Annotated in this window: 23 protein-coding genes; 21 read left to right on the top strand and 2 right to left on the bottom strand. The window is 44.2% G+C overall.

The window, feature by feature from the left end:
* The first annotated feature begins 13 nt into the window (after positions 1–13).
* The 3 genes from tuaG to MY7_RS15215 all read left to right on the top strand — a co-directional run bounded on the left by tuaG (position 14) and on the right by MY7_RS15215 (position 3,197).
* A complete protein-coding gene (gene tuaG, locus MY7_RS15225) occupies positions 14–772 on the top strand; it encodes a teichuronic acid biosynthesis protein TuaG (RefSeq protein WP_007614114.1) in 759 nt (252 codons plus the stop codon).
* A 19-nt stretch (positions 773–791) separates the two neighbouring features.
* Entirely contained in the window at positions 792–1,988 is a 1,197-nt protein-coding gene (tuaH, locus tag MY7_RS15220) for a teichuronic acid biosynthesis protein TuaH (protein WP_007614112.1), read from the top strand.
* Positions 1,989–2,120: 132 nt separating this feature from the next.
* Positions 2,121–3,197, top strand: a complete 1,077-nt coding sequence (locus MY7_RS15215; RefSeq protein WP_003151382.1) for a glycosyltransferase family 4 protein — start codon at positions 2,121–2,123, stop codon at positions 3,195–3,197.
* 102 nt (positions 3,198–3,299) lie between these two features.
* On the opposite strand, the gene MY7_RS15210 is transcribed toward MY7_RS15215, so the two are convergent.
* The gene (locus tag MY7_RS15210; RefSeq protein ID WP_007614108.1) at positions 3,300–4,481 is read right to left on the bottom strand and encodes an LCP family protein; all 1,182 of its coding nucleotides are present in this window, start codon (positions 4,479–4,481) and stop codon (positions 3,300–3,302) included.
* A 4-nt stretch (positions 4,482–4,485) separates the two neighbouring features.
* Entirely contained in the window at positions 4,486–5,133 is a 648-nt protein-coding gene (locus MY7_RS15205; RefSeq protein WP_007614107.1) for a YigZ family protein, read from the bottom strand.
* A 222-nt stretch (positions 5,134–5,355) separates the two neighbouring features.
* Between MY7_RS15205 and degS the strand changes: the two genes are divergently transcribed.
* From degS to fliT, 18 genes are all read left to right on the top strand, one after another.
* Complete coding sequence (gene degS, locus MY7_RS15200) at positions 5,356–6,519, top strand: two-component sensor histidine kinase DegS (protein ID WP_007614106.1); 1,164 nt, start codon at positions 5,356–5,358, stop codon at positions 6,517–6,519.
* A 76-nt stretch (positions 6,520–6,595) separates the two neighbouring features.
* A complete protein-coding gene (gene degU / locus MY7_RS15195; RefSeq protein WP_003219701.1) occupies positions 6,596–7,285 on the top strand; it encodes a two-component system response regulator DegU in 690 nt (229 codons plus the stop codon).
* Between the two features lie 97 nt (positions 7,286–7,382).
* Positions 7,383–8,231: a DegV family protein gene (locus MY7_RS15190; protein ID WP_007614105.1), complete on the top strand. Its 849-nt coding sequence runs from the start codon at positions 7,383–7,385 to the stop codon at positions 8,229–8,231.
* Between the two features lie 108 nt (positions 8,232–8,339).
* On the top strand, positions 8,340–9,725 hold the full coding sequence (locus tag MY7_RS15185; protein WP_007614104.1) for a DEAD/DEAH box helicase: 1,386 nt from the start codon (positions 8,340–8,342) through the stop codon (positions 9,723–9,725).
* A 57-nt stretch (positions 9,726–9,782) separates the two neighbouring features.
* Complete coding sequence (locus MY7_RS15180) at positions 9,783–10,067, top strand: late competence development ComFB family protein (RefSeq protein WP_003151389.1); 285 nt, start codon at positions 9,783–9,785, stop codon at positions 10,065–10,067.
* Positions 10,068–10,072: 5 nt separating this feature from the next.
* Positions 10,073–10,762 (top strand): phosphoribosyltransferase family protein, encoded by a 690-nt coding sequence (locus tag MY7_RS15175; protein ID WP_200866785.1) that lies wholly within the window; start codon positions 10,073–10,075, stop codon positions 10,760–10,762.
* Between the two features lie 73 nt (positions 10,763–10,835).
* Positions 10,836–11,255 (top strand): TIGR03826 family flagellar region protein, encoded by a 420-nt coding sequence (locus MY7_RS15170; RefSeq protein WP_007614102.1) that lies wholly within the window; start codon positions 10,836–10,838, stop codon positions 11,253–11,255.
* 69 nt (positions 11,256–11,324) lie between these two features.
* A complete protein-coding gene (gene flgM, locus MY7_RS15165) occupies positions 11,325–11,591 on the top strand; it encodes a flagellar biosynthesis anti-sigma factor FlgM (RefSeq protein ID WP_003151393.1) in 267 nt (88 codons plus the stop codon).
* A 14-nt stretch (positions 11,592–11,605) separates the two neighbouring features.
* Positions 11,606–12,088: a flagellar protein FlgN gene (locus MY7_RS15160; RefSeq protein WP_007614101.1), complete on the top strand. Its 483-nt coding sequence runs from the start codon at positions 11,606–11,608 to the stop codon at positions 12,086–12,088.
* 15 nt (positions 12,089–12,103) lie between these two features.
* Positions 12,104–13,621: a flagellar hook-associated protein FlgK gene (gene flgK / locus MY7_RS15155; RefSeq protein ID WP_029325804.1), complete on the top strand. Its 1,518-nt coding sequence runs from the start codon at positions 12,104–12,106 to the stop codon at positions 13,619–13,621.
* 11 nt (positions 13,622–13,632) lie between these two features.
* On the top strand, positions 13,633–14,550 hold the full coding sequence (gene flgL, locus MY7_RS15150) for a flagellar hook-associated protein FlgL (RefSeq protein WP_007407477.1): 918 nt from the start codon (positions 13,633–13,635) through the stop codon (positions 14,548–14,550).
* A gap of 91 nt (positions 14,551–14,641) precedes the next feature.
* Positions 14,642–15,211, top strand: a complete 570-nt coding sequence (locus MY7_RS15145; RefSeq protein WP_007407476.1) for a DUF6470 family protein — start codon at positions 14,642–14,644, stop codon at positions 15,209–15,211.
* 29 nt (positions 15,212–15,240) lie between these two features.
* Positions 15,241–15,672: a flagellar assembly protein FliW gene (gene fliW / locus MY7_RS15140; protein WP_007614098.1), complete on the top strand. Its 432-nt coding sequence runs from the start codon at positions 15,241–15,243 to the stop codon at positions 15,670–15,672.
* Complete coding sequence (csrA, locus tag MY7_RS15135; RefSeq protein ID WP_003151402.1) at positions 15,666–15,890, top strand: carbon storage regulator CsrA; 225 nt, start codon at positions 15,666–15,668, stop codon at positions 15,888–15,890. Before fliW ends, csrA begins: the two co-directional genes overlap by 7 nt.
* 143 nt (positions 15,891–16,033) lie before the next feature.
* Positions 16,034–16,864: a flagellin Hag gene (gene hag / locus MY7_RS15130; protein WP_007614094.1), complete on the top strand. Its 831-nt coding sequence runs from the start codon at positions 16,034–16,036 to the stop codon at positions 16,862–16,864.
* A gap of 249 nt (positions 16,865–17,113) precedes the next feature.
* On the top strand, positions 17,114–18,661 hold the full coding sequence (locus MY7_RS15125) for a flagellar hook-associated protein 2 (RefSeq protein ID WP_007614090.1): 1,548 nt from the start codon (positions 17,114–17,116) through the stop codon (positions 18,659–18,661).
* A 19-nt stretch (positions 18,662–18,680) separates the two neighbouring features.
* Positions 18,681–19,082: a flagellar export chaperone FliS gene (gene fliS, locus MY7_RS15120; protein WP_007614088.1), complete on the top strand. Its 402-nt coding sequence runs from the start codon at positions 18,681–18,683 to the stop codon at positions 19,080–19,082.
* Positions 19,082–19,426 (top strand): flagella biosynthesis regulatory protein FliT, encoded by a 345-nt coding sequence (gene fliT, locus MY7_RS15115; protein ID WP_007614086.1) that lies wholly within the window; start codon positions 19,082–19,084, stop codon positions 19,424–19,426. The genes fliS and fliT overlap by 1 nt, the downstream gene beginning before the upstream one ends.
* The last annotated feature ends 5 nt before the right edge of the window (positions 19,427–19,431 follow it).

Genomic DNA, 19,431 nt, shown 5'->3' with positions numbered 1-19,431 from the left:
TGGAGATGTGACCATGACAAACTGGAAACCTTTCGTATCTGTCATTACACCGTCTTATAACGCAAGTGAATATATCGAAGACACGATTCAGTCCGTTTTACATCAAAGCCACCCGCATTGGGAAATGATTATCGCGGATGATTGTTCCACGGACGGAACGAGAGATATTTTACGGCAATATGAACAAAAGGATGAGCGGATCCGCGTCGTTTATTTAGATCAAAACGGGGGAGCCGCGGCTGCCAGAAATACAGCCCTTAAACATGCCAAGGGCCGTTATGTCGCATTTCTGGACAGCGATGACAGATGGAAAAAGGAAAAGCTTCATAAACAGCTTGCGTTTATGGCAGAGCGGTCCTGCGCTTTTTCATTTACGGGCTACAGCGTCATGGAGCAGGACGGAACGCCGACGGACAAAACGATTCAAGCCCCTGAAAGCCTGTCATATGATGAAGCTTTAAAAAACACGATTATCGGATGTTTAACGGTCATGATTGACAGAGAGCAGACGGGGCAGATTCAAATGCCTGATATCAGAACGCGGCAGGATTTAGCGACATGGCTTTCCCTGCTGAAAAGGGGATTTACGGCTTACGGCCTGAATGAGTGCCTTTCAGAATACAGGCTTGTGCAGAATTCGATTTCAAGCAACAAGTGGAAAGCCGCAAAAAAAACGTGGTTTGTTTATAGAGAAATTGAGCGCCTGCATTTTATCAAGGCTTCGTGGTGTTTTATGCAATATGCAAAAAACGCGGTCATGAAAAGACTGTAGGCGTCAGAGGAGCTGGGTGATGAAGGTGGAACCGATTATTCACGTAATCGTCGGAGCGGCAGAATGGGGGCATGACCAGCTGAGATACAGACGGCACCGGCTGGCTGAATTTCTCGCCCGGCAAAAAGAAACGAAAAGCGTCATTTGGGTATGCCCGTCCCCGCGAGCCAATGATGGTCAGATGGCCGGGATCGCCGAGGGAATCCGGCAGTTCACTGTAAAGGATCTCATGCAGCAAAAAGCTTTCCGCTTCGGCAGGTATACAGACATGTGCTACAGGCATAAGCTTTCACCATTGGTGAATGTGCTGAAGGAAGAAGGAGAAGGGGCCCGCTGCTGCTTATGGTACACCTTCCCCGGTTTTCCGCTTCTGGCAGATCTGTTTCCTTGGGATGAAGTGATTTATGATTGCAGTGATCTGTGGGCCGCTCCGATCAGCGGCCGGGCCGGTGTGCTGTCAAATATCAGAAGAAATATCATAAAACAGGCGGAAATGAGAATCATTCAGCGTGCCGATTCCATTACGTGCACATCTGACTGTCTTCATCAGGAGGTCGGAAAAAAGCTGGAGAACCCGCGCCAGAAGGTTTTCACCATTGAAAACGGAGTGGAATATGACCTGTTTTCACAGGAAAATAAACACCCGGATGAAGACATTTTACGGGGACGGAACGGAACGGTTCTCGGTTTTATCGGCGGAATCAAACCGAAGCTCGATTTTGCGCTTATGACGGAAGCGGCAGATGTGAGGCCTGACTGGACGATTTTATTGGTAGGCCCTAACACGGCTCAGGACGATCCGGATTTCAAGTCGCTTCTGGAGCGTCCGAATGTCATCTGGACGGGACCTGCCGAGCCGAATGAAGTGCCGTCCTATATGCAGCTTGTCGACATCGGCATCATGCCGTATAAAAATTCACCTTATAATGACGCGGTATTTCCGCTTAAGCTTTTTGAATTTTTAGCCGCCGGGAAACCGGTTGTCGGCTGCAACCTTTCTTCTACGTCAAAAATCAAAAGGCCTTTCGTTTATGAATACGTTGAAGGCAGTGACCCCGCAGATTTCATCGCGGCGTGCGACGCGCTTCTGGCAGCGGACCGCAACGGGTCATATGAGGCTTTGCGCCGTGAATTGGCCCGGAGACGGGATTGGAATGTTTTATTCGGCCGAATGCTCGAATGCACGGGTATATTGAAAAATGCGCAATCCCATTAAAAGGGAAAGCGCATTTTTTGATTTGCGTGTTTCTTTTTGATGATGCTTGTTATAATAACTAGTAAGAATTATAATGGAAGGAACGGTTCAATATCAGAAAAGACTTCATATAATTCCAAAGGAGACTTCTTTATGCTTGACGAACGCATGTTTCGCATAGTTGTTGCGTTTTTTGTCTCTCTGCTAACGGTTTTAATCCTAACTCCTATCGTAAAAAAAATTGCGATCAAAATAGGTGCAGTTGACCAGCCCAGCAACCGAAAAGTACATGATAAAATAATGCCCCGTATGGGCGGCTTGGCCATCTTTATCGGCGTAGCGGCGGGTGTGCTCGCGGCCGGCATATATAATGAAACGAAAATGACCGCCATTACAGTGGGTGCGTTTATTATTGTTATTTTAGGAATCCTTGATGATAAATACCAATTAAGCGCAAAGGTAAAGTTTTTCGTCCAGCTGGCCGTGGCCATTATGATTGTGAGCACGGGACTGAAAATGGACTTTTTCTCCGTACCGTTTTTAACGGAACGTTTAGAATTGGGATGGGTCGCTTACCCGCTGACTGTGTTATGGATCGTCGGTATTACGAACGCGATGAACCTGATTGACGGTTTGGACGGACTCGCTGCCGGCCTGTCGGTCATCGGACTCTCCACTATCGCCGTTATGGCGTTGTCCGGAGGGAAAATCCTTATTCTGTCACTTTCACTTGTCGTGATAGGAAGCACACTCGGATTTTTATTTTATAATTTTCACCCGGCAAAGATATTTATGGGAGATACCGGATCGCTCTTTCTCGGATACGTCATCTCAGTACTCTCATTATTGGGTCTTTATAAAAGTGTTACTTTATTCAGTATCATCATTCCGATCATCATTTTGGGCGTGCCGATTTTTGATACGACATTCGCCGTCATCAGGCGGATTTTAAACAAACAGCCGATCTCAGCGCCTGATAAGTCACATATACACCACCGGCTGATGGCCTTCGGGCTGTCACACCGCACGGCTGTCATTATCATTTATTTAATCGGCTTCATTTTCAGCGTCAGTGCCATCCTGCTGAAAAGCGCGACCATATGGCTTTCGCTGTTTATTATTTTTGTATTGATTGTATTTATGCAAATCATAGCAGAGGTCACAGGGTTAGTAAATGAACAATTTAAACCATTTACCAAGTTTTACAAGAGATTGGTAAAGAAAAATTAAAAAGAGCAGATCATGCGAATGGTCTGCTTTTTTGTGGATGGATTCTGCTATTCTCTTATTATATAAAAAAACCCGATCCTGCTCAAAGGATCGGGTTTACTCTTAATAGCCTGTTGTGCCGCCGGACTGTGTGCTGTCCGTACCGTTTGCACCAGCAGTACCGTTGGTTGAATCGGTTGTACCGCCTGTTCCTGTGCTGCCGGAAGTCGAATCAGTCGTGCCGTCTGTTCCGGTGCTGTCAGAAGCAGGATCGGACGCCGTGCTGCTTCCGGACGGGTAATCCAGGTGTTTCTGCAATTCCTGCCGTACTTTTTCGAGATTGGCCGGATCCGGTTGGAAATAATACGTTCCGCCCGTAGACGCGGTTCCGCCGCCGCCTAAATATAAATCTGATCCTGTTATGGTCAGTGTATCAATCTTTTTGCTGGTAAAGCCGCTGTAAATCTGCTGAAGGGCAAGTCCTTCAGTGATTCGGATATTCGTTTGGACGTTATTGCTTGCAGTTTCAGCGATTTTATCGATTTTAGCAATATTTCCAGCCTTAGACATTTGGTCGATCAGTGCATTTAGGATTTGCTTTTGGCGGTCATTCCGGCCGAAGTCTCCGCGCTTATCCTGCTTTCTCATCCGCGCGTAAGCCAGAGCCTGCTCACCGTTCAAATGCATGTTTCCTTTCTTGAAGTAGATCCGTTTCTTTTTACTGACGTCACTCATTTCGTCGAAGTCAAACGGCACTTTTATATTGACTCCGCCGACTTCATCAATAACATCCTTAAAGCCGTTAAAATCGACAGTGACATACTTATCAATCGGTATGCCTAATAAGTCTTCGACGGTTGAGACGGTTTCATCCGCCCCGCCTTTAGCAAAAGCCGCATTGATTTTTGATTTTTTACCGGTTGTATCGCCGGCAAGCGTCACCCGCGTATCACGCGGAATACTCAGCATTTTCATTGTTTTATTTCTCGGATCAAGGGTAACGACAATAAGAGAGTCTGATCGTCCGCCTTTTCCGCTTGTGGCATAATTTTCGATCCCCATAAACAAAATGGAGAACGGTTTTTTCTTCATATCGATGACTTTATCCCGAAGTTTTGATTTGTCTCCGCGGGAAAGGGCATCATACGCATTATCTGCCGCATTGATCGTTTTGTATACTTTGTATCCGCCAAACCCGGCAGCGACTAACAAAACGAGGGTAAGCAGCAGCAAAATCCGTTTGAATATGATCTTTCGTTTGCTTTTCTTTTTCTTTCGAACACGCACTCTTACACGTTCAGCCATTACATTAGTCTCCTTTAGGGCTGACGTCTGTTTCTAAATACGTCAGTTCTCCCTCTGTATTCTTACTCTTGCCGTTCGTCAGTTCTGTCATCCATTTTATAAACTCGTCTTTGTCTTTTTCTTCAACGTACGTTTCAAATTCGACATGATCCGCATAATGGATATCTTTCAGTAAAAAAACTGATTCTCTCAGTTCGTTCTCTATCTTGCCGAGCCACGTATAATCCGCTGATGTATGCATAATCCGCATCAGCTTCCGCTCCGTAACTCCTATATGATTTAAGCCTTCAGACACTGACTTCCCATATGCACGAATCAATCCGCCCGCACCGAGCTTTATTCCGCCGAAATACCGGGTAACCACCGCGCAGGTATCTTTCAGACCGCGTTTTTTCAGCACTTCCAGCATGGGGACGCCGGCTGTGCCGCTTGGTTCTCCGTCATCATTCGCCTTTTGTATATGGTCGGTTTCGCCGATCAGATAAGCTGAGCAGTTATGAGTCGCATTCCAGTGCTGTTTTTTTATCTTTTGTATAAATTCCTGCGCTTCCTCTTCAGAAGCAGCACGGCTCAGGTGACAGATAAAACGCGATTTTTCAATCACAATCTCATGTTCACCCGTTTCTTTAACTGTTAAATAGCTGTGCAGCATGATTGCTGGACCCTCCTGACAAGCATTAAAAGACTTGTTTCTACAAATTCGAACAGACTTTAGAATTTTTGCGCATATTTTGGTATCATGAAAGAGTAAGATACTATATAAAAATGTTTTTTTCTAGAATATACGCATTCTTTCATTATAATTCGACATAAATTGCAGTTCAATTACATTTATAATAAAAATACATAACAACACCGTTACGGAGGGAGACAGATGAATAAATCGAAGATGGACTCCAAAGTTTTGGATTCTATACTTATGAAAATGCTGAAAACCGTGGACGGGAGCAAGGACGAGGTTTTTCAAATCGGAGAGCAGTCGCGCCAGCAATATGAGCAGCTGGTTGAAGAACTCAAACAGATCAAACAGCAGGTGTACGAAGTCATTGAGCTGGGCGACAAACTTGAAGTTCATACGCGGCACGCACGAAACCGCTTGTCTGAAGTAAGCAGAAATTTCCATAAGTTCAGCGAAGAAGAAATTCGCAACGCCTATGAAAAGGCGCACAAACTTCAAGTGGAACTGACGATGATCCAGCAGCGTGAAAAGCAGCTGCGGGAGCGCAGAGATGATTTAGAACGCCGGCTTTTGGGGCTTCAGGAAATCATTGAACGGTCAGAATCATTAGTCAGCCAAATAACCGTCGTTCTGAATTACCTGAATCAAGACCTTCGCCAAGTAGGGCTTCTTCTTGCCGATGCGCAGGCTAAACAAGATTTCGGTTTAAGAATCATTGAAGCCCAAGAGGAAGAAAGAAAAAGAGTTTCCAGAGAAATACATGACGGTCCCGCGCAAATGCTGGCAAATGTCATGATGAGATCGGAATTAATTGAACGGATCTTCCGCGACCGCGGCACGGAGGACGGATTTCAGGAAATCAGAAATCTACGGCAGAATGTGCGGAATGCCCTTTACGAAGTCAGAAGGATTATATATGATTTAAGACCGATGGCATTGGACGATCTCGGGCTGATTCCGACACTGAGAAAATATCTTTATACAACTGAAGAATATAACGGAAAGGTGAAAATACATTTTCAGTGCATCGGAGACACGGAGAACCAAAGGCTTGCCCCGCAATTTGAAGTGGCGCTTTTCCGTCTCGCTCAGGAAGCCGTCACAAATGCACTCAAGCATTCAGAATCAGAGGAAATTACAGTAAAAGTGGAAATAACCGCTGATTTTGTCGTTCTCATCATTAAGGACAATGGAAAAGGCTTTGATATTAAGGATGCTAAACAAAAGAAAAACAAGTCATTCGGCTTGCTGGGAATGAAAGAAAGAGTAGATCTGCTTGAAGGAACGATAACGATAGACTCTAAAATAGGTCTTGGGACATTTATCATGATTAAGGTTCCGTTATCTCTCGGCCTATAATTTGTTAAATAGAGCCAAAAGACATATTGACCGAACAGCGGCGTATATAGAACAATAGGATAAGGAGGCGTAGCGTGTGACTAAAGTAAATATTGTTATTATCGACGACCATCAACTATTCCGTGAGGGTGTAAAAAGAATATTGGATTTTGAACCTACCTTTGAAGTGGTAGCAGAAGGTGACGATGGAGATGAGGCGGCTCGAATCGTCGAGCATTATCATCCCGATGTTGTCATAATGGACATTAATATGCCGAATGTAAATGGTGTAGAGGCTACTAAACAGCTTGTTGAGCTGTACCCTGAATCTAAGGTGATTATCCTCTCCATCCATGATGATGAAAATTATGTGACTCATGCTTTAAAAACAGGTGCAAGAGGCTATCTCCTGAAAGAGATGGACGCAGATACTTTAATCGAAGCAGTGAAAGTGGTAGCCGAGGGCGGTTCTTACCTTCACCCGAAAGTAACCCACAATCTTGTCAACGAATTCCGCCGTCTTGCGACAAGCGGAGTTTCTGCTCATCCTCAGCATGAGGTTTACCCGGAAATCCGGAGACCATTACATATATTAACGAGACGGGAATGTGAAGTGCTGCAAATGCTTGCAGACGGAAAAAGCAACCGCGGAATCGGTGAATCATTGTTTATCAGTGAGAAAACAGTGAAAAATCACGTGAGTAATATTTTGCAGAAAATGAACGTTAATGACCGGACACAAGCCGTTGTCGTGGCCATTAAAAACGGCTGGGTAGAGATGCGTTAGTCATGTGTGAGAAGACTTGCCTGTTATGGCAAGTCTTTTTTTACAGCTGCATATCTATTAAAATACTTATTAAGTACTTAATAAGGCAGGTAAAGTGATGAAGATTGCAGTTGTAACAGACAGTACAGCATATATTCCGAAAGAGATGAGAGAAGAACATCATATTCATATGATCCCTCTCCAAGTGGTTTTCGGTGAAAAAACATTCCGCGAAGAAACAGAACTCGACTGGAGAAGTTTTTATAAAGAAGTAAAAAATCATGATGAGCTGCCGACTACGTCTCAGCCTTCTTTCGGTGAATTAATCGCATTGTACGAAGAACTGGGCAAAACATATGATGCAGTCATAAGCATACATTTGTCCAGCGGAATCAGCGGAACATATAACAGCGCCGCCTCGGCAAACACTATGGTTGATCATATTAAAGTTTATCCCTTTGATTCAGAGATCAGCTGTTTGGCACAAGGTTTTTATGCATTAAAGGCAGCACAGCTCATTAAAGACGGTGTTGACTCACCGGAAGAGATTATAAAAGAGCTGGAAGAAATGAAAAAAACAGTCCGTGCGTATTTTATGGTGGACGATTTATCACACCTCCAGCGGGGCGGGCGTCTAAGCAGTGCTCAGGCTTTTATCGGCGGTCTGTTAAAGGTAAAGCCTATTCTTCATTTTGACAATAAGGTAATTGTTCCTTTTGAGAAGATTCGGACACGCAAAAAAGCGATTTCGAGAATTTTTGAGCTGTTTGGGGAAGATGCAAGTAAAGGAATCCCGATGCGGGCCGCTGTCATCCATGCAAACAGGGAAGAAGAAGCGGCGGATCTTATACAGGAGTTAAGCGGTAAGTATCCTCATGTCGAATTCTATAACAGCTATTTCGGTGCCGTGATCGGAACCCATTTGGGCGAAGGTGCCATCGGAATCGGCTGGTGCTTTAAAAACTAAGTGAAAATCTCCGTTTTCAAGGGCGGAGATTTTTTTATTTTTTAATTTTGGCAATTCGACAAGTGGGTTCCCGACAAGGCATACTTTGAGCAGAAAGGAGGCAGGGAGATGTCCGAAGGTGCTTCAGAATTTTTAGAGGTGCGGGATTTCTTTTACGGCCGGCATTTATTGAGATCTGAGATACCGTTTTCAGATCAGCGCATCAACGGTTTTATAGAAAAAGAGTATATAACGGCCGAGCCGTCAATCATCCGCCGGAAAAACCGTTACGTCTGCCAACGATGCGGTCAGTCTGATCAAGCCTGCTTTGCGGCATTTTGGGCGCCCTCTGCCAAAAGGCAGATTACCTATTGCCGTGCCTGTGTCATGATGGGAAGGGCTGATGAACAGACATCATTATATTCTTGGAATCAAGCCCCTGAAAACAGCTGGGAGCCTGTAAAGCTTTCTTGGGAAGGAACACTGACAGACGGGCAGAAGCAGGCGGCCGCCGCGCTTACAGATGCGATAAAAGAGAGACAAGAGCTTTTAGTATGGGCGGTTTGCGGATCGGGGAAAACAGAGATGCTGTTTCCGGGTATCGAGTTTGCGCTGAATCACGGTTTGCGCGTCTGTGTCGCGACTCCGCGTACAGATGTCGTACTTGAACTGCTGCCGAGACTGAAAAAAGCATTTGAGAAAATCGAAGTTTCTGCTTTGTACGGCGGCAGCGAGGACAAAGGCCGTCTGACTCCGCTGATGATTTCAACCGCTCACCAGCTGATGCGCTACCGAGACATTTTTGATGTCATGATAATAGATGAAGTAGATGCGTTTCCTTTTTCAGCCGATGAGACATTAAGATTCGCTGTTGATAAAGCGAGGAAGAAAAACAGCGCCCTTGTTTATGTAACGGCAACTCCTTCAGACACATTAAAAAAGAAGGCTGAAGCCGGTTTGCTGAAAAGCGTCCGCATACCGGCCAGATATCATCGGAAACCCCTCCCGGAGCCGCGTTTTTTGTGGTGCGGCAATTGGAAGAAGAAGCTTCAGAAAGGAAAACTGCCGCGCTCTGTAACGGATTGGGTTTGCCAAAAACTTCAATTACAGCTGCCGGTTTTCTTATTTGTTCCGTCTGTACACGTTTTGAAAAAGACAACGGATTATTTTCAGAAATTAAACATACGGACAGAAGGCGTACATGCGGAAGACACATTCAGAAAGGATAAAGTGAAACGGTTCAGAAACGGCCGGCTTGACCTGCTGGTAACGACTACGATTTTAGAAAGAGGGGTTACCGTGCCCAAAGTTCAGACATGTGTCCTCGGCGCAGAAGCACCTATCTTTACTGAGAGCGCGCTCGTACAGATCGCGGGCAGAACGGGAAGGCATTATAAACATTTCAGCGGTGATGTCGTCATGTTTCATTTCGGAATTACAAACGGAATGAAAAAAGCAAAAAAACATATTGAACATATGAACAAATTGGCACAAAAAAGTAAATTGTTGGACTAGTTAATTTCAGAAAACGTGATACAGTATACTCATACTTTCCTATGAGGAGCTGTCAGCATGCTTGTCAATTCTAAAGAAATCATATTAAAGGAACTTCTCGACCGCCATATGCCTAAGCTTCATATGAAATGCACATGCCGGGTATGCAAAAATGATGTACTGGCACTTTCACTAAACCGGGCTGAACCGGCATATGTTACAGATAAAAAGAAAGTTGCTTATGCAAAAGCAGAGATAGTTGATAAACAGAAAAATACAGCGCTGCTTGTCATTCTGGCTGAATCAGCGGCGATTGTTTCGGTTAATCCAAGCGAGTTCTGTGAAACTCGGGAAGGAGCGTAATATCTCTGAATTGTTTATTGTGTGACTCACCAATTACAAGTTCATTGACTTGGAGATCTCTGTTTTCTCTGGCGCCCGAGCAAGAGGTATGCAGCATATGCAGCAGCCAATTCGAAAAAATTGAAGGCCCCGTATGCAGTATATGCGGGAGGCCTCAGGAGTCAAATGAAAAATGCGCTGATTGTGCGGCCCGGGAATCAAAAACGGAAAAGCGCTTTTTGCTGCGGCAAAACCGTTCGGTATATTTGTATAATGATGCGATGAAGGACTCATTGGCCCGGTTTAAATTCAGGGGTGATGCGAAAATCATTCAAGCATTTGAACGTGACTTTGCTGCCGGCTTTAAAGCGGCATATCCATCAAATACACATACTCTCATCCCTATTCCGCTGAGCGGCGAACGGCTGGCGGAACGCGGATTCAATCAATCCGAGCTGCTGGCCTCTCTGCTCGGAATGCCCGTCATTTCCCCCCTCATCCGACTGAACAACGAAAAACAATCCAAAAAGAGCAAAACAGACAGGCTGTCTGCAGAAAAAAAGTTTTCAGCAGCCGAAAACTCCGCCGAAGGTATGAACGTCATTTTAATAGACGATATTTATACGACGGGCGCCACACTTCACCAAGCCGCCGAAGTCCTGCTGACAGCGGGCAAAGCGTCATCGGTCGCCTCTTTTACTTTAATCAGGAGCTAAATCATTCTTTTTTTCTGCCGATATAATTGATAGAAATATAAGGCAGATTAAAGAAGGAATAGGAGTTAATACGATGGGTGAATTGGCGAATTGTCCAAAATGCAATGCTTTATTTTTTAAAACGAACCTGCAGACCGTGTGCCAGGCGTGTATTAAAGAAGAAGAAAAAGCATTTGAAACCGTCTATAAATTTTTGAGAAAGCAGATCAACAGACAGTCGACGATGCAGCAGATCACTGAGGAAACAGGTGTGGATGAAGAGCTGATCCTCAAGTTTATCAAACAAAAAAGGATTCAGATCAGCCAGCTTCCAAATTTGGCATATCCTTGCGAAAGGTGCGGAAATCCAATCAGGACGGGGAAATTTTGCAAGTCCTGTCAGACAGATATTGAGTCGCAATTAGACCATATGAACCAAAAAACAGCCGCTGAATTCGAAGAAAAAAACAGTGCAAAAGACACATACTATGCCTATAATACCAAAAACACCTGATTCCCTAAACTAACTGATAACGCAGTCGATAAAAGAATTAGACTGCGAACAGAAAGCGAGAGGAATCCTATGAAAATCAATCAGTACGGAACACAATCCGTTAATCCATACCAAAAAAATTACGAAAAGCAAGCCGTACAAAAAGAGGCTGCAAAGCCGAAGGACAAAGTGGAAATTTCTTCTCATGCAAAAGAGCTTCAAAATGCGTCAGATGCGGTCACTAAAACACGTCAGGAAAAAATCGCTCAGCTTAAAGCGGATATAGAGAGCGGAACATATAAAATAGATTCAAACAGCATCGCTGAAAACATAGTGAATTTCTATAAAAAGCAATAAAAAGGAGAAAGCCAATGTCAGCAAAGCCAATTATTGACCAACTGAAGCGACTTTGCGCACTGCATGAACATCTGCTCACGCTGTCTGAGGAGAAAACGGAAGCGCTGAAAGCAGGTAAAACAAAAGAGCTCTCCAACATATTGACCAAAGAGCAAAAGTATATTCAGGCAATCGAGCAGACTGAGGAAGAACGAATCAGGTTAACTTCTCAGTTTCTCAGCCGCGGTGAGGACAATACAATTGCTGCATGCATCTCCAGAACTTCAGGCAGTGAAAAACAGGAGCTTGAAGGGTTATTTCACTCTTTGTCTGCGCTTCTTGACCGTCTGAAAGAAGTGAATGAGATGAACAAACAGCTCACGATTCAGGCTTTACAATTCATCTCCGGGGCATTTGATATGATCATGCCGGGTGAAAAAGAGAATATGAATTATAAAGAGCCGCAAGCGGCGCGCAAGCCTGTCAGCCGTTTGACATTATTCGATTCAAAAGCTTAGAACGGAGGATTTTCAATGCCATCGACTTTTATGGGGCTCGAAACAGCAAGGCGTGCATTGAGTGCGCAGCAGACTGCATTGAGCACAGTTTCAAATAACGTTGCAAATGCAAATACAGAAGGATATACGAGGCAGCGCGTCACATTACAATCGACGAGCCCTTATCCCGCAGTATCAAAAAACAGTGATCTGACGGCCGGGCAAATCGGAACAGGGGTTAAAGCCGGTTCAGTTGAGCGCGTCAGAGACAGTTTTTTAGACTATCAGTACAGAACTGAAAATACAAAATTAGGGTACTATACAGCCCGTTCCAATTCATTGTCGCAAATGGAAGGCGTCATGAAAGAGCTTGACGATAACGGATTAAACGGATCGCTCAGTTCGTTTTGGAATGCCCTTCAGGATCTGGCGACGAATCCGGAAAATACGGGAGCGCGCTCAGTTTTGCAGGAGCAGGGGAAATCTCTTGCCGAAAGTTTTAACTATATATCTACCTCTTTGACTAACATTCAGGGTGATATTAAAAAGAACCTGGATAACACAGCGGATCAGGTCAATTCCATTCTCAATCAGCTGAATGACCTTAACAATCAAATAGCGGCAGTTGAGCCGAGCGGTATGCTCCCTAATGATTTGTATGACCAAAGAGACAGATTGATTGATCAATTATCTTCTATGGCAAATATTAAAGTTTCATATAATAAGTCGGGCGGACATGCCTTGGCGACTGCTGAGGGCACGGTTAACGTCGAATTGCTGAACGGGAACAACAATTCTCTCGGTACGCTGCTCGACGGTAACACAAAAACAGTTTCAGAAATGAAAATCAACTACGACAAGGACAGCGGTCTCGTGTCGAGTGTGTCAGTCGGCAGCAGTACGGTCAATGCGGATGCATTTACCGGTAAAGGCTCACTTTTAGGTCTTATTGAATCATACGGCTATATGTCAAACGGAGAAGAAAAAGGTCTTTATCCTGAAATGCTGACGGCTCTTGACAATATGGCGCTATCCTTTGCTTACGCGTTTAATGCAGTTCATGAAAAAGGGAAGACCTATACAGGCGAACAGGGCGCAGCATTTTTTGATTTCAGCGGTGGTGAAGCGGTGCCTGCAAAAGGTGCGGCAGCGAAAATAAAAGTCAGTGACAAAATTCTTGCGTCTACTGATAATATCGCAGCGTCGTTAAACGGAGAAAAAAGTGACGGCACAAACGCGACAAATCTTGCAGCTGTACAGAACAGCAAGCTGACTATTAACGGTGAAACCACTACAATTAATGACTTTTATGAATCCCTTATCGGAAAGCTGGGCGTTAATTCACAAAAAGCGGCCAATCTTATGAACAACTCTGAAAGCAACACCCTTTCAGCCGATGAACGGAGACAATCAATCAGTGCAGTGTCTTTAGATGAAGAAATGACAAATATGATTCAGTTTCAGCACGCTTATAATGCGGCTGCGCGGATCATAACGATGCAGGATGAAATATTCGATAAAATTATTAACGGTATGGGCACCGGAGGAAGATAGGAGATAAGTAAATGAGAGTAACTCAAGGGATGATCGCAAAAAATTCTCTTCGATTTATCGGCTCAAGTTATGACAAGCTCGATCGGCTTCAGCAGCAAGTGTCTACGGGGAAAAAAATCACAAAAGCTTCTGATGATCCGGTCGTTGCAATGAAGGGAATGCAGTACCGTACTCAGCTTGCGCAGGTAAACCAGTATCAGCGGAATGTTTCGCAAGGCTTTACATGGCTGGAAAACTCGGAATCAAGCGTAAACTCGGAAACGGATATTATGGGGAAAATCCGGGACTTGATGGTTCAGGCGAAAAGTGATTCGAACGGTGAAACAGAATTGAAAGCAATCGGTACAGAAATCGGCCAGCTGAAAAAGCAGCTCGTTTCTGTCGCGAATACTCAGGTAAACGGACGTTATCTGTTTAACGGAACAAATTCAGATGTCCCGCCGATCACTGAAAATGCCGACGGCACATATACGTACAACTATGAGAATTATACCGGTGCTTCGGATGTTAACATCAACATCTCGAACGGAGCAGTGCTGAAAGTGAATTCTGATCCAAACTCAGCTTTCGGAGGCGTCGCACAAAATGGAGATAATGTTTTTGAATTTCTAAACTCCCTAGAAGCTTCTTTAAGCAAAGGCACGCTGTCCGAAGCAGATTCAGATCAAATTCTGTCAGATATTGACGGTTTTACTGATAAAATGAATGCTGAAAAATCCAATATCGGCGCACGCACAAATCGGTTGGAACTCATTCAGACAAGATTGGAATCACAAGCGGCAACCGCTGAAAAAGTATTGTCGGATAATGAAGATGTAGAAATGGAAGATGTGATTGTTGATTATTTATCTCAGCAGACGGTCCATAGAGCAGCGCTGTCAGTGAATGCGAATATCATTCAGCCGTCACTGATCGACTTCCTGAAATAATAAAACTGATCGTCTTCAATATATAAAAAAAGCGACTCACAACAGGGAGATCGCTTTTTTTACTAAAATATTATAAACAGGAGGGGTCTCTGTGCAGATGCCGAGATTGATTATTGACAGTGTGCCTGCTAAAATCGGTATAACCTTTCAAAAGGAAGAAATCGAGATGGAACAGCCGCCCGCTGACTTGGAAATCGAGCAGCCGCCGGCAGAGCTGAACATAGAAAGCACGCCGGCCAAACTGACGATTGACCAGACGAGGGCTTGGGAGAACTTGAATCTCAAATCATTTGAAAAGCTGAACGCTGAAGCCGCCCAGAAAGGTGCGGAAGCCTGCAGCGAGTTTATTGCAAAAACAGTCAGGGAAGGGAAGGAAATGGCGGCTATCGAAAAGAAAACGGGCAATGTGATGGCCCGGCAGGCAGCAGATGTCAGACCGCCCGATCCATTCGGCGAATTCAGCGACTTTCTGCCTGCGCAGTTTCTCGTCGACATTGACTGCATTCCTTCAAAGCTTACGATTGATATTGAAGCCCGCAAACCTTCAATTGAAGCAGCCGTCAATAAACCTGTATGGAATTATACGCCGGGGAAAGTTCAGATTGATATGATGCAAGACCCTAAGGTGACGATTTCGGTTGACGATGGCAACGCAGAATAAAAGATGAAAGTGGTAAAGGATTGTGAAGCATGATAATTAAAACAAAATATCACGGAGAAATCAGAATAGACGAAGGGCAGATTATCTCATTTGAAAACGGCCTGCCGGGATTTAATGACGAGACTCAATTTGTTGTTCTTCCTTTGTCGGAGGATTCACCGTTTTTGGCGCTGCAGTCTGTGAAACAGGAGCACATCGCCTTTATTGTCGCCAGTCCGTTTATTTTCTTTAAAGGGTACGAATTTGACATTGACCATGCGACGCTTGAACTTTTGCATATTGAAGATACAGAGGACGTCGAAGTGATGGCGATTTTAACGCTGGAAGAGCCTTTTGAAAACACGACCGCCAATTTAAAAGCGCCGATTATCGTCAATAAAAAGGAAATGAAGGCGAAACAAATCATTTTACATGATGCTTCCTATGAAACAAAACATCTGATAGGAGGAGGATCATGCTAGTTCTCTCAAGAAAAGTGAATGAGTCCATTCAGATCGGGCCGGATATTGAAATAAAGGTGATCGCCATCGAAGGAGAACAAGTGAAGCTGGGAATTGAAGCGCCTCAGCACGTAGATATTCACAGGAAAGAAATCTACTTGTCGATCCTGGAAGAGAACAACAGAGCTGTATCTTTTAATACTGATTTATTACTTAACTTATCCTCACAAAAAAAGTGAGGATTTTTTTATTTTCAATATAAACAATGGAAGCGGCCGTCCGATATATATATTGTAGCCAATGAGAGGAAAAATTTTCTTCAGAATGACGCTGCGCAAATGCACAAGGACGTGCGAAAAACAATTCAGGGAGGAAATACAAAATGAGAATCAACCACAATATCGCGGCTCTTAACACTAGCCGTCAGCTGAATGCAGGTTCAAACTCTGCTGCAAAAAACATGGAAAAATTATCTTCAGGTCTTCGCATCAACCGCGCTGGTGATGACGCTGCGGGTCTTGCGATCTCTGAAAAAATGCGTTCTCAAATCCGCGGTTTAGACATGGCGTCTAAAAACGCTCAAGACGGAATCTCTCTTATCCAAACGGCTGAGGGTGCATTGAACGAAACTCACAGCATTCTTCAGCGTATGAGCGAGCTTGCTACACAAGCGGCTAACGACACGAACACTACTTCTGACCGTGCTGAGTTACAAAAAGAAATGGATCAGCTTTCTTCTGAAGTAACTAGAATTTCTACAGACACAGAATTCAACACAAAGAAATTACTTGATGGTACAGCAACTGACCTGACTTTCCAAATCGGTGCCAATGAAGGTCAAACTATGAAACTTTCAATTAATAAAATGGATTCTGAAAGTCTTGCTGTTGGGACTGCTACTGCAGGAATTGATATCTCTACTTCCGCAGATGCAGCATCTACTGCTCTTACAACAATCAAAACAGCTATCGACACAGTTTCAAGCGAGCGCGCTAAACTTGGTGCGGTTCAAAACCGTTTAGAGCACACAATCAACAACCTTGGTACTTCTTCTGAGAACCTGACTTCTGCTGAATCACGTATCCGTGACGTAGACATGGCTTCTGAGATGATGGAGTACACGAAAAACAACATCCTTACTCAGGCTTCTCAAGCTATGCTTGCGCAAGCTAACCAACAGCCTCAGCAAGTTCTTCAATTGCTGAAAGGTTAATGACGGAAAGATCCTGGTTCTCCAGGGTCTTTTTTTATTTCTTCAGCTATCTCCCCCTTCAGCAAGCCAAAGAACCCTATTGACAAAATGAAACATTATATTTTGCAGTTAAATTATTGAAAACCTTTTAATATGACCGATATAAGAATAAGATCATACATTTATGGAGCTGTGATATGATAAACAGTCGGAAACTCACTGTTGTCATAGAGCCGTCTACGACTAAACGCCGAAAAGGAGAGGGTACATATGGTCACAAGAATCACAGGCCTTAATTCCGGTCTTGATGTAGATTCTCTGGTGAAAAAAATGATGGATGCCGAAAAGCAGCCGCTTAATAAATTAAACCAGCAAAAGCAGACGCTTGAATGGAAGCGCGATGCTTATCGGGAAGTGAATACCCAGATTGCCGACATGTATTCTACGACATTTAATAATATGCTGATGTCCACAAACTGGAATAAAAAAACAGTAACAAGTTCGGATTCTAGTGTCAGCGCGGCGGCCGTCAGTGCTGAGCAGAATATTTCAACGAGTATGTCTGTACAGCAGCTGGCCACGCCGACGACATATAAATCATCAGGCGCCATCAATTTCACTTCAGGTCAGATCCAAACATTGAAATTCAATGTCACAAATCCGGGTGAAACGAAGCCGACTGAGGTAAACGTCACGATCGCCGCAACCGATACGATTGACGATGTCATTTCCAAACTGAACAGCTCGGGTCTCGGAGTGACGGCTTTAAAAGAGAAAATTTCCAACGGCACGGATTATGTGGATACGATTGCGTTCACTTCCAATAAAACGGGGGAAGGATTTACCCTTGCCGCAGGTGATGACGCAACCAAAAGCTTTCTGAAAGATCAGCTCGGTTTTGCCGTTGATGATGCAACAAATGAACTGACGGCCAATGCCGAAGGGAAAAACGCGAAGTTTACGTTCAACGGGCTTGAAATGACAAAAACGTCAAATAACTTTACGATAAACGGCATCAAATACACGCTGAACAGCGTGACGGACAGCAATAAAACGGTTACGATTAACAGCACGACTGATACGGACGGCATTTTTGACAACATTAAAGATTTCGTTGATAAATACAATACGTTAATTAAAAGTGCAAACGAGAAGGTAACAGAATCAAAATACCGCGATTATAAGCCGCTAACTGATGAACAAAGAGAAGCGATGACCGATAAGCAGATTGAGCAGTGGGAGGCAAAGGCTAAAAGCGGGTTATTACGGAGCGACAGCACGCTGCAGAACGGTTTGGCTGAGATGCGGCTTGATCTGTACTCAACGGTTACGATTGACGGAAAAAAATATCAGCTTGCCGATTTCGGTATAGAGACGTCTAGTTTTAATGATCAAGGAAAGTTTGGAAAGCTTGTCATTAAAGACGAAGCGAAACTGAAACAGAAAATTACCGAGAACCCCTCTCTCGTGGCTAAGCTGTTTAATGCAGACAGTACAAGTACGATTACAGACAGCTCAACCGGTAAGACTATCAAAAACCCGGAGGAGCAGGGGATTGCCCGGAGATTAAAAGACACATTAAACAAAATGCAGACTCAAATTTCAAAACAGGCGGGTACGGAAAGCTCGGTATCATCCAGCTTTGCCATCGGAAAAAGTTTGAATGAAATAGAAACAAATATTTCCAATATGAAAACAAAGCTGGATGACATCGAATCGAGATATTATAAAAAGTTCAGCGCACTGGATACGGCATTGGAGAAATTGAACAGCCAATCTTCGTATCTCACGTCAATGTTAGGATCTTCAACATCATAACCTTGGAGGTTTTATAAAAATGGCATTAAATAATCCTTTTGCTGCTTATCAGCAGACATCCGTCTTTACAGCCGCTCCGGAAGAGCTGACCCTTATGCTTTATAACGGCTGCCTGCGATTCATTAAGCTGGCAAGGCAGGCGATGAAGCAAAACAACCTTGAAGCCAAAAATGAAAATATCGTAAAGGCGCAAAACATCATTCAAGAGCTCAGCCTCACGTTAAATCGGGAGATTGAGATTTCCGAGCAGATGTCATCCATCTATGATTACATCCGCCGCCGTCTGATCGACGCGAACGTGCAGAATAACGGAGAATTTTTAGATGAAGCGGAAAAACTCGTGACTGAATTTCGCGATACGTGGAAGCAGGCCATGCAGAGTGAACGGAAAAACAGCCACGGCGCGGGCGGCCTTGCCTGATGAACAGCAATGTCTTTTCTTTGTATAACGAAACGAAGAACATGTACGCCGCACTGAAGGACGCCCCGGAAAGCGACGGTCTCATCAGCAGCGTTACGGCATTTACGGAGAAAAGGGAGGAGATGCTTGCGGGCATAAAGCCGCCTTTTTCCGAAGAGGAAAAAACGCTGCTTCAGCAGGTGGCCGCGATGGACCGTCTGATTACCGGCGAAGTGAAACGGATTCAGGATGGTATCCGAAATGAAATAAAAACGCTTAAGAAAAAACGAATCTACCATAATACGTATTTCAATCCGTATCATCAAACGACAAGTGACGGCCGTTTTTACGACAAACGCAAATAGGTGAG

The organism is Bacillus sp. 5B6 (assembly GCF_000259405.1).
Classification (GTDB): Bacteria; Bacillota; Bacilli; order Bacillales; family Bacillaceae; genus Bacillus; species Bacillus velezensis.
The sequence above is the reverse complement of the archived record's forward strand: the minus strand, read 5'-3'. Positions and strand labels throughout refer to the sequence as shown.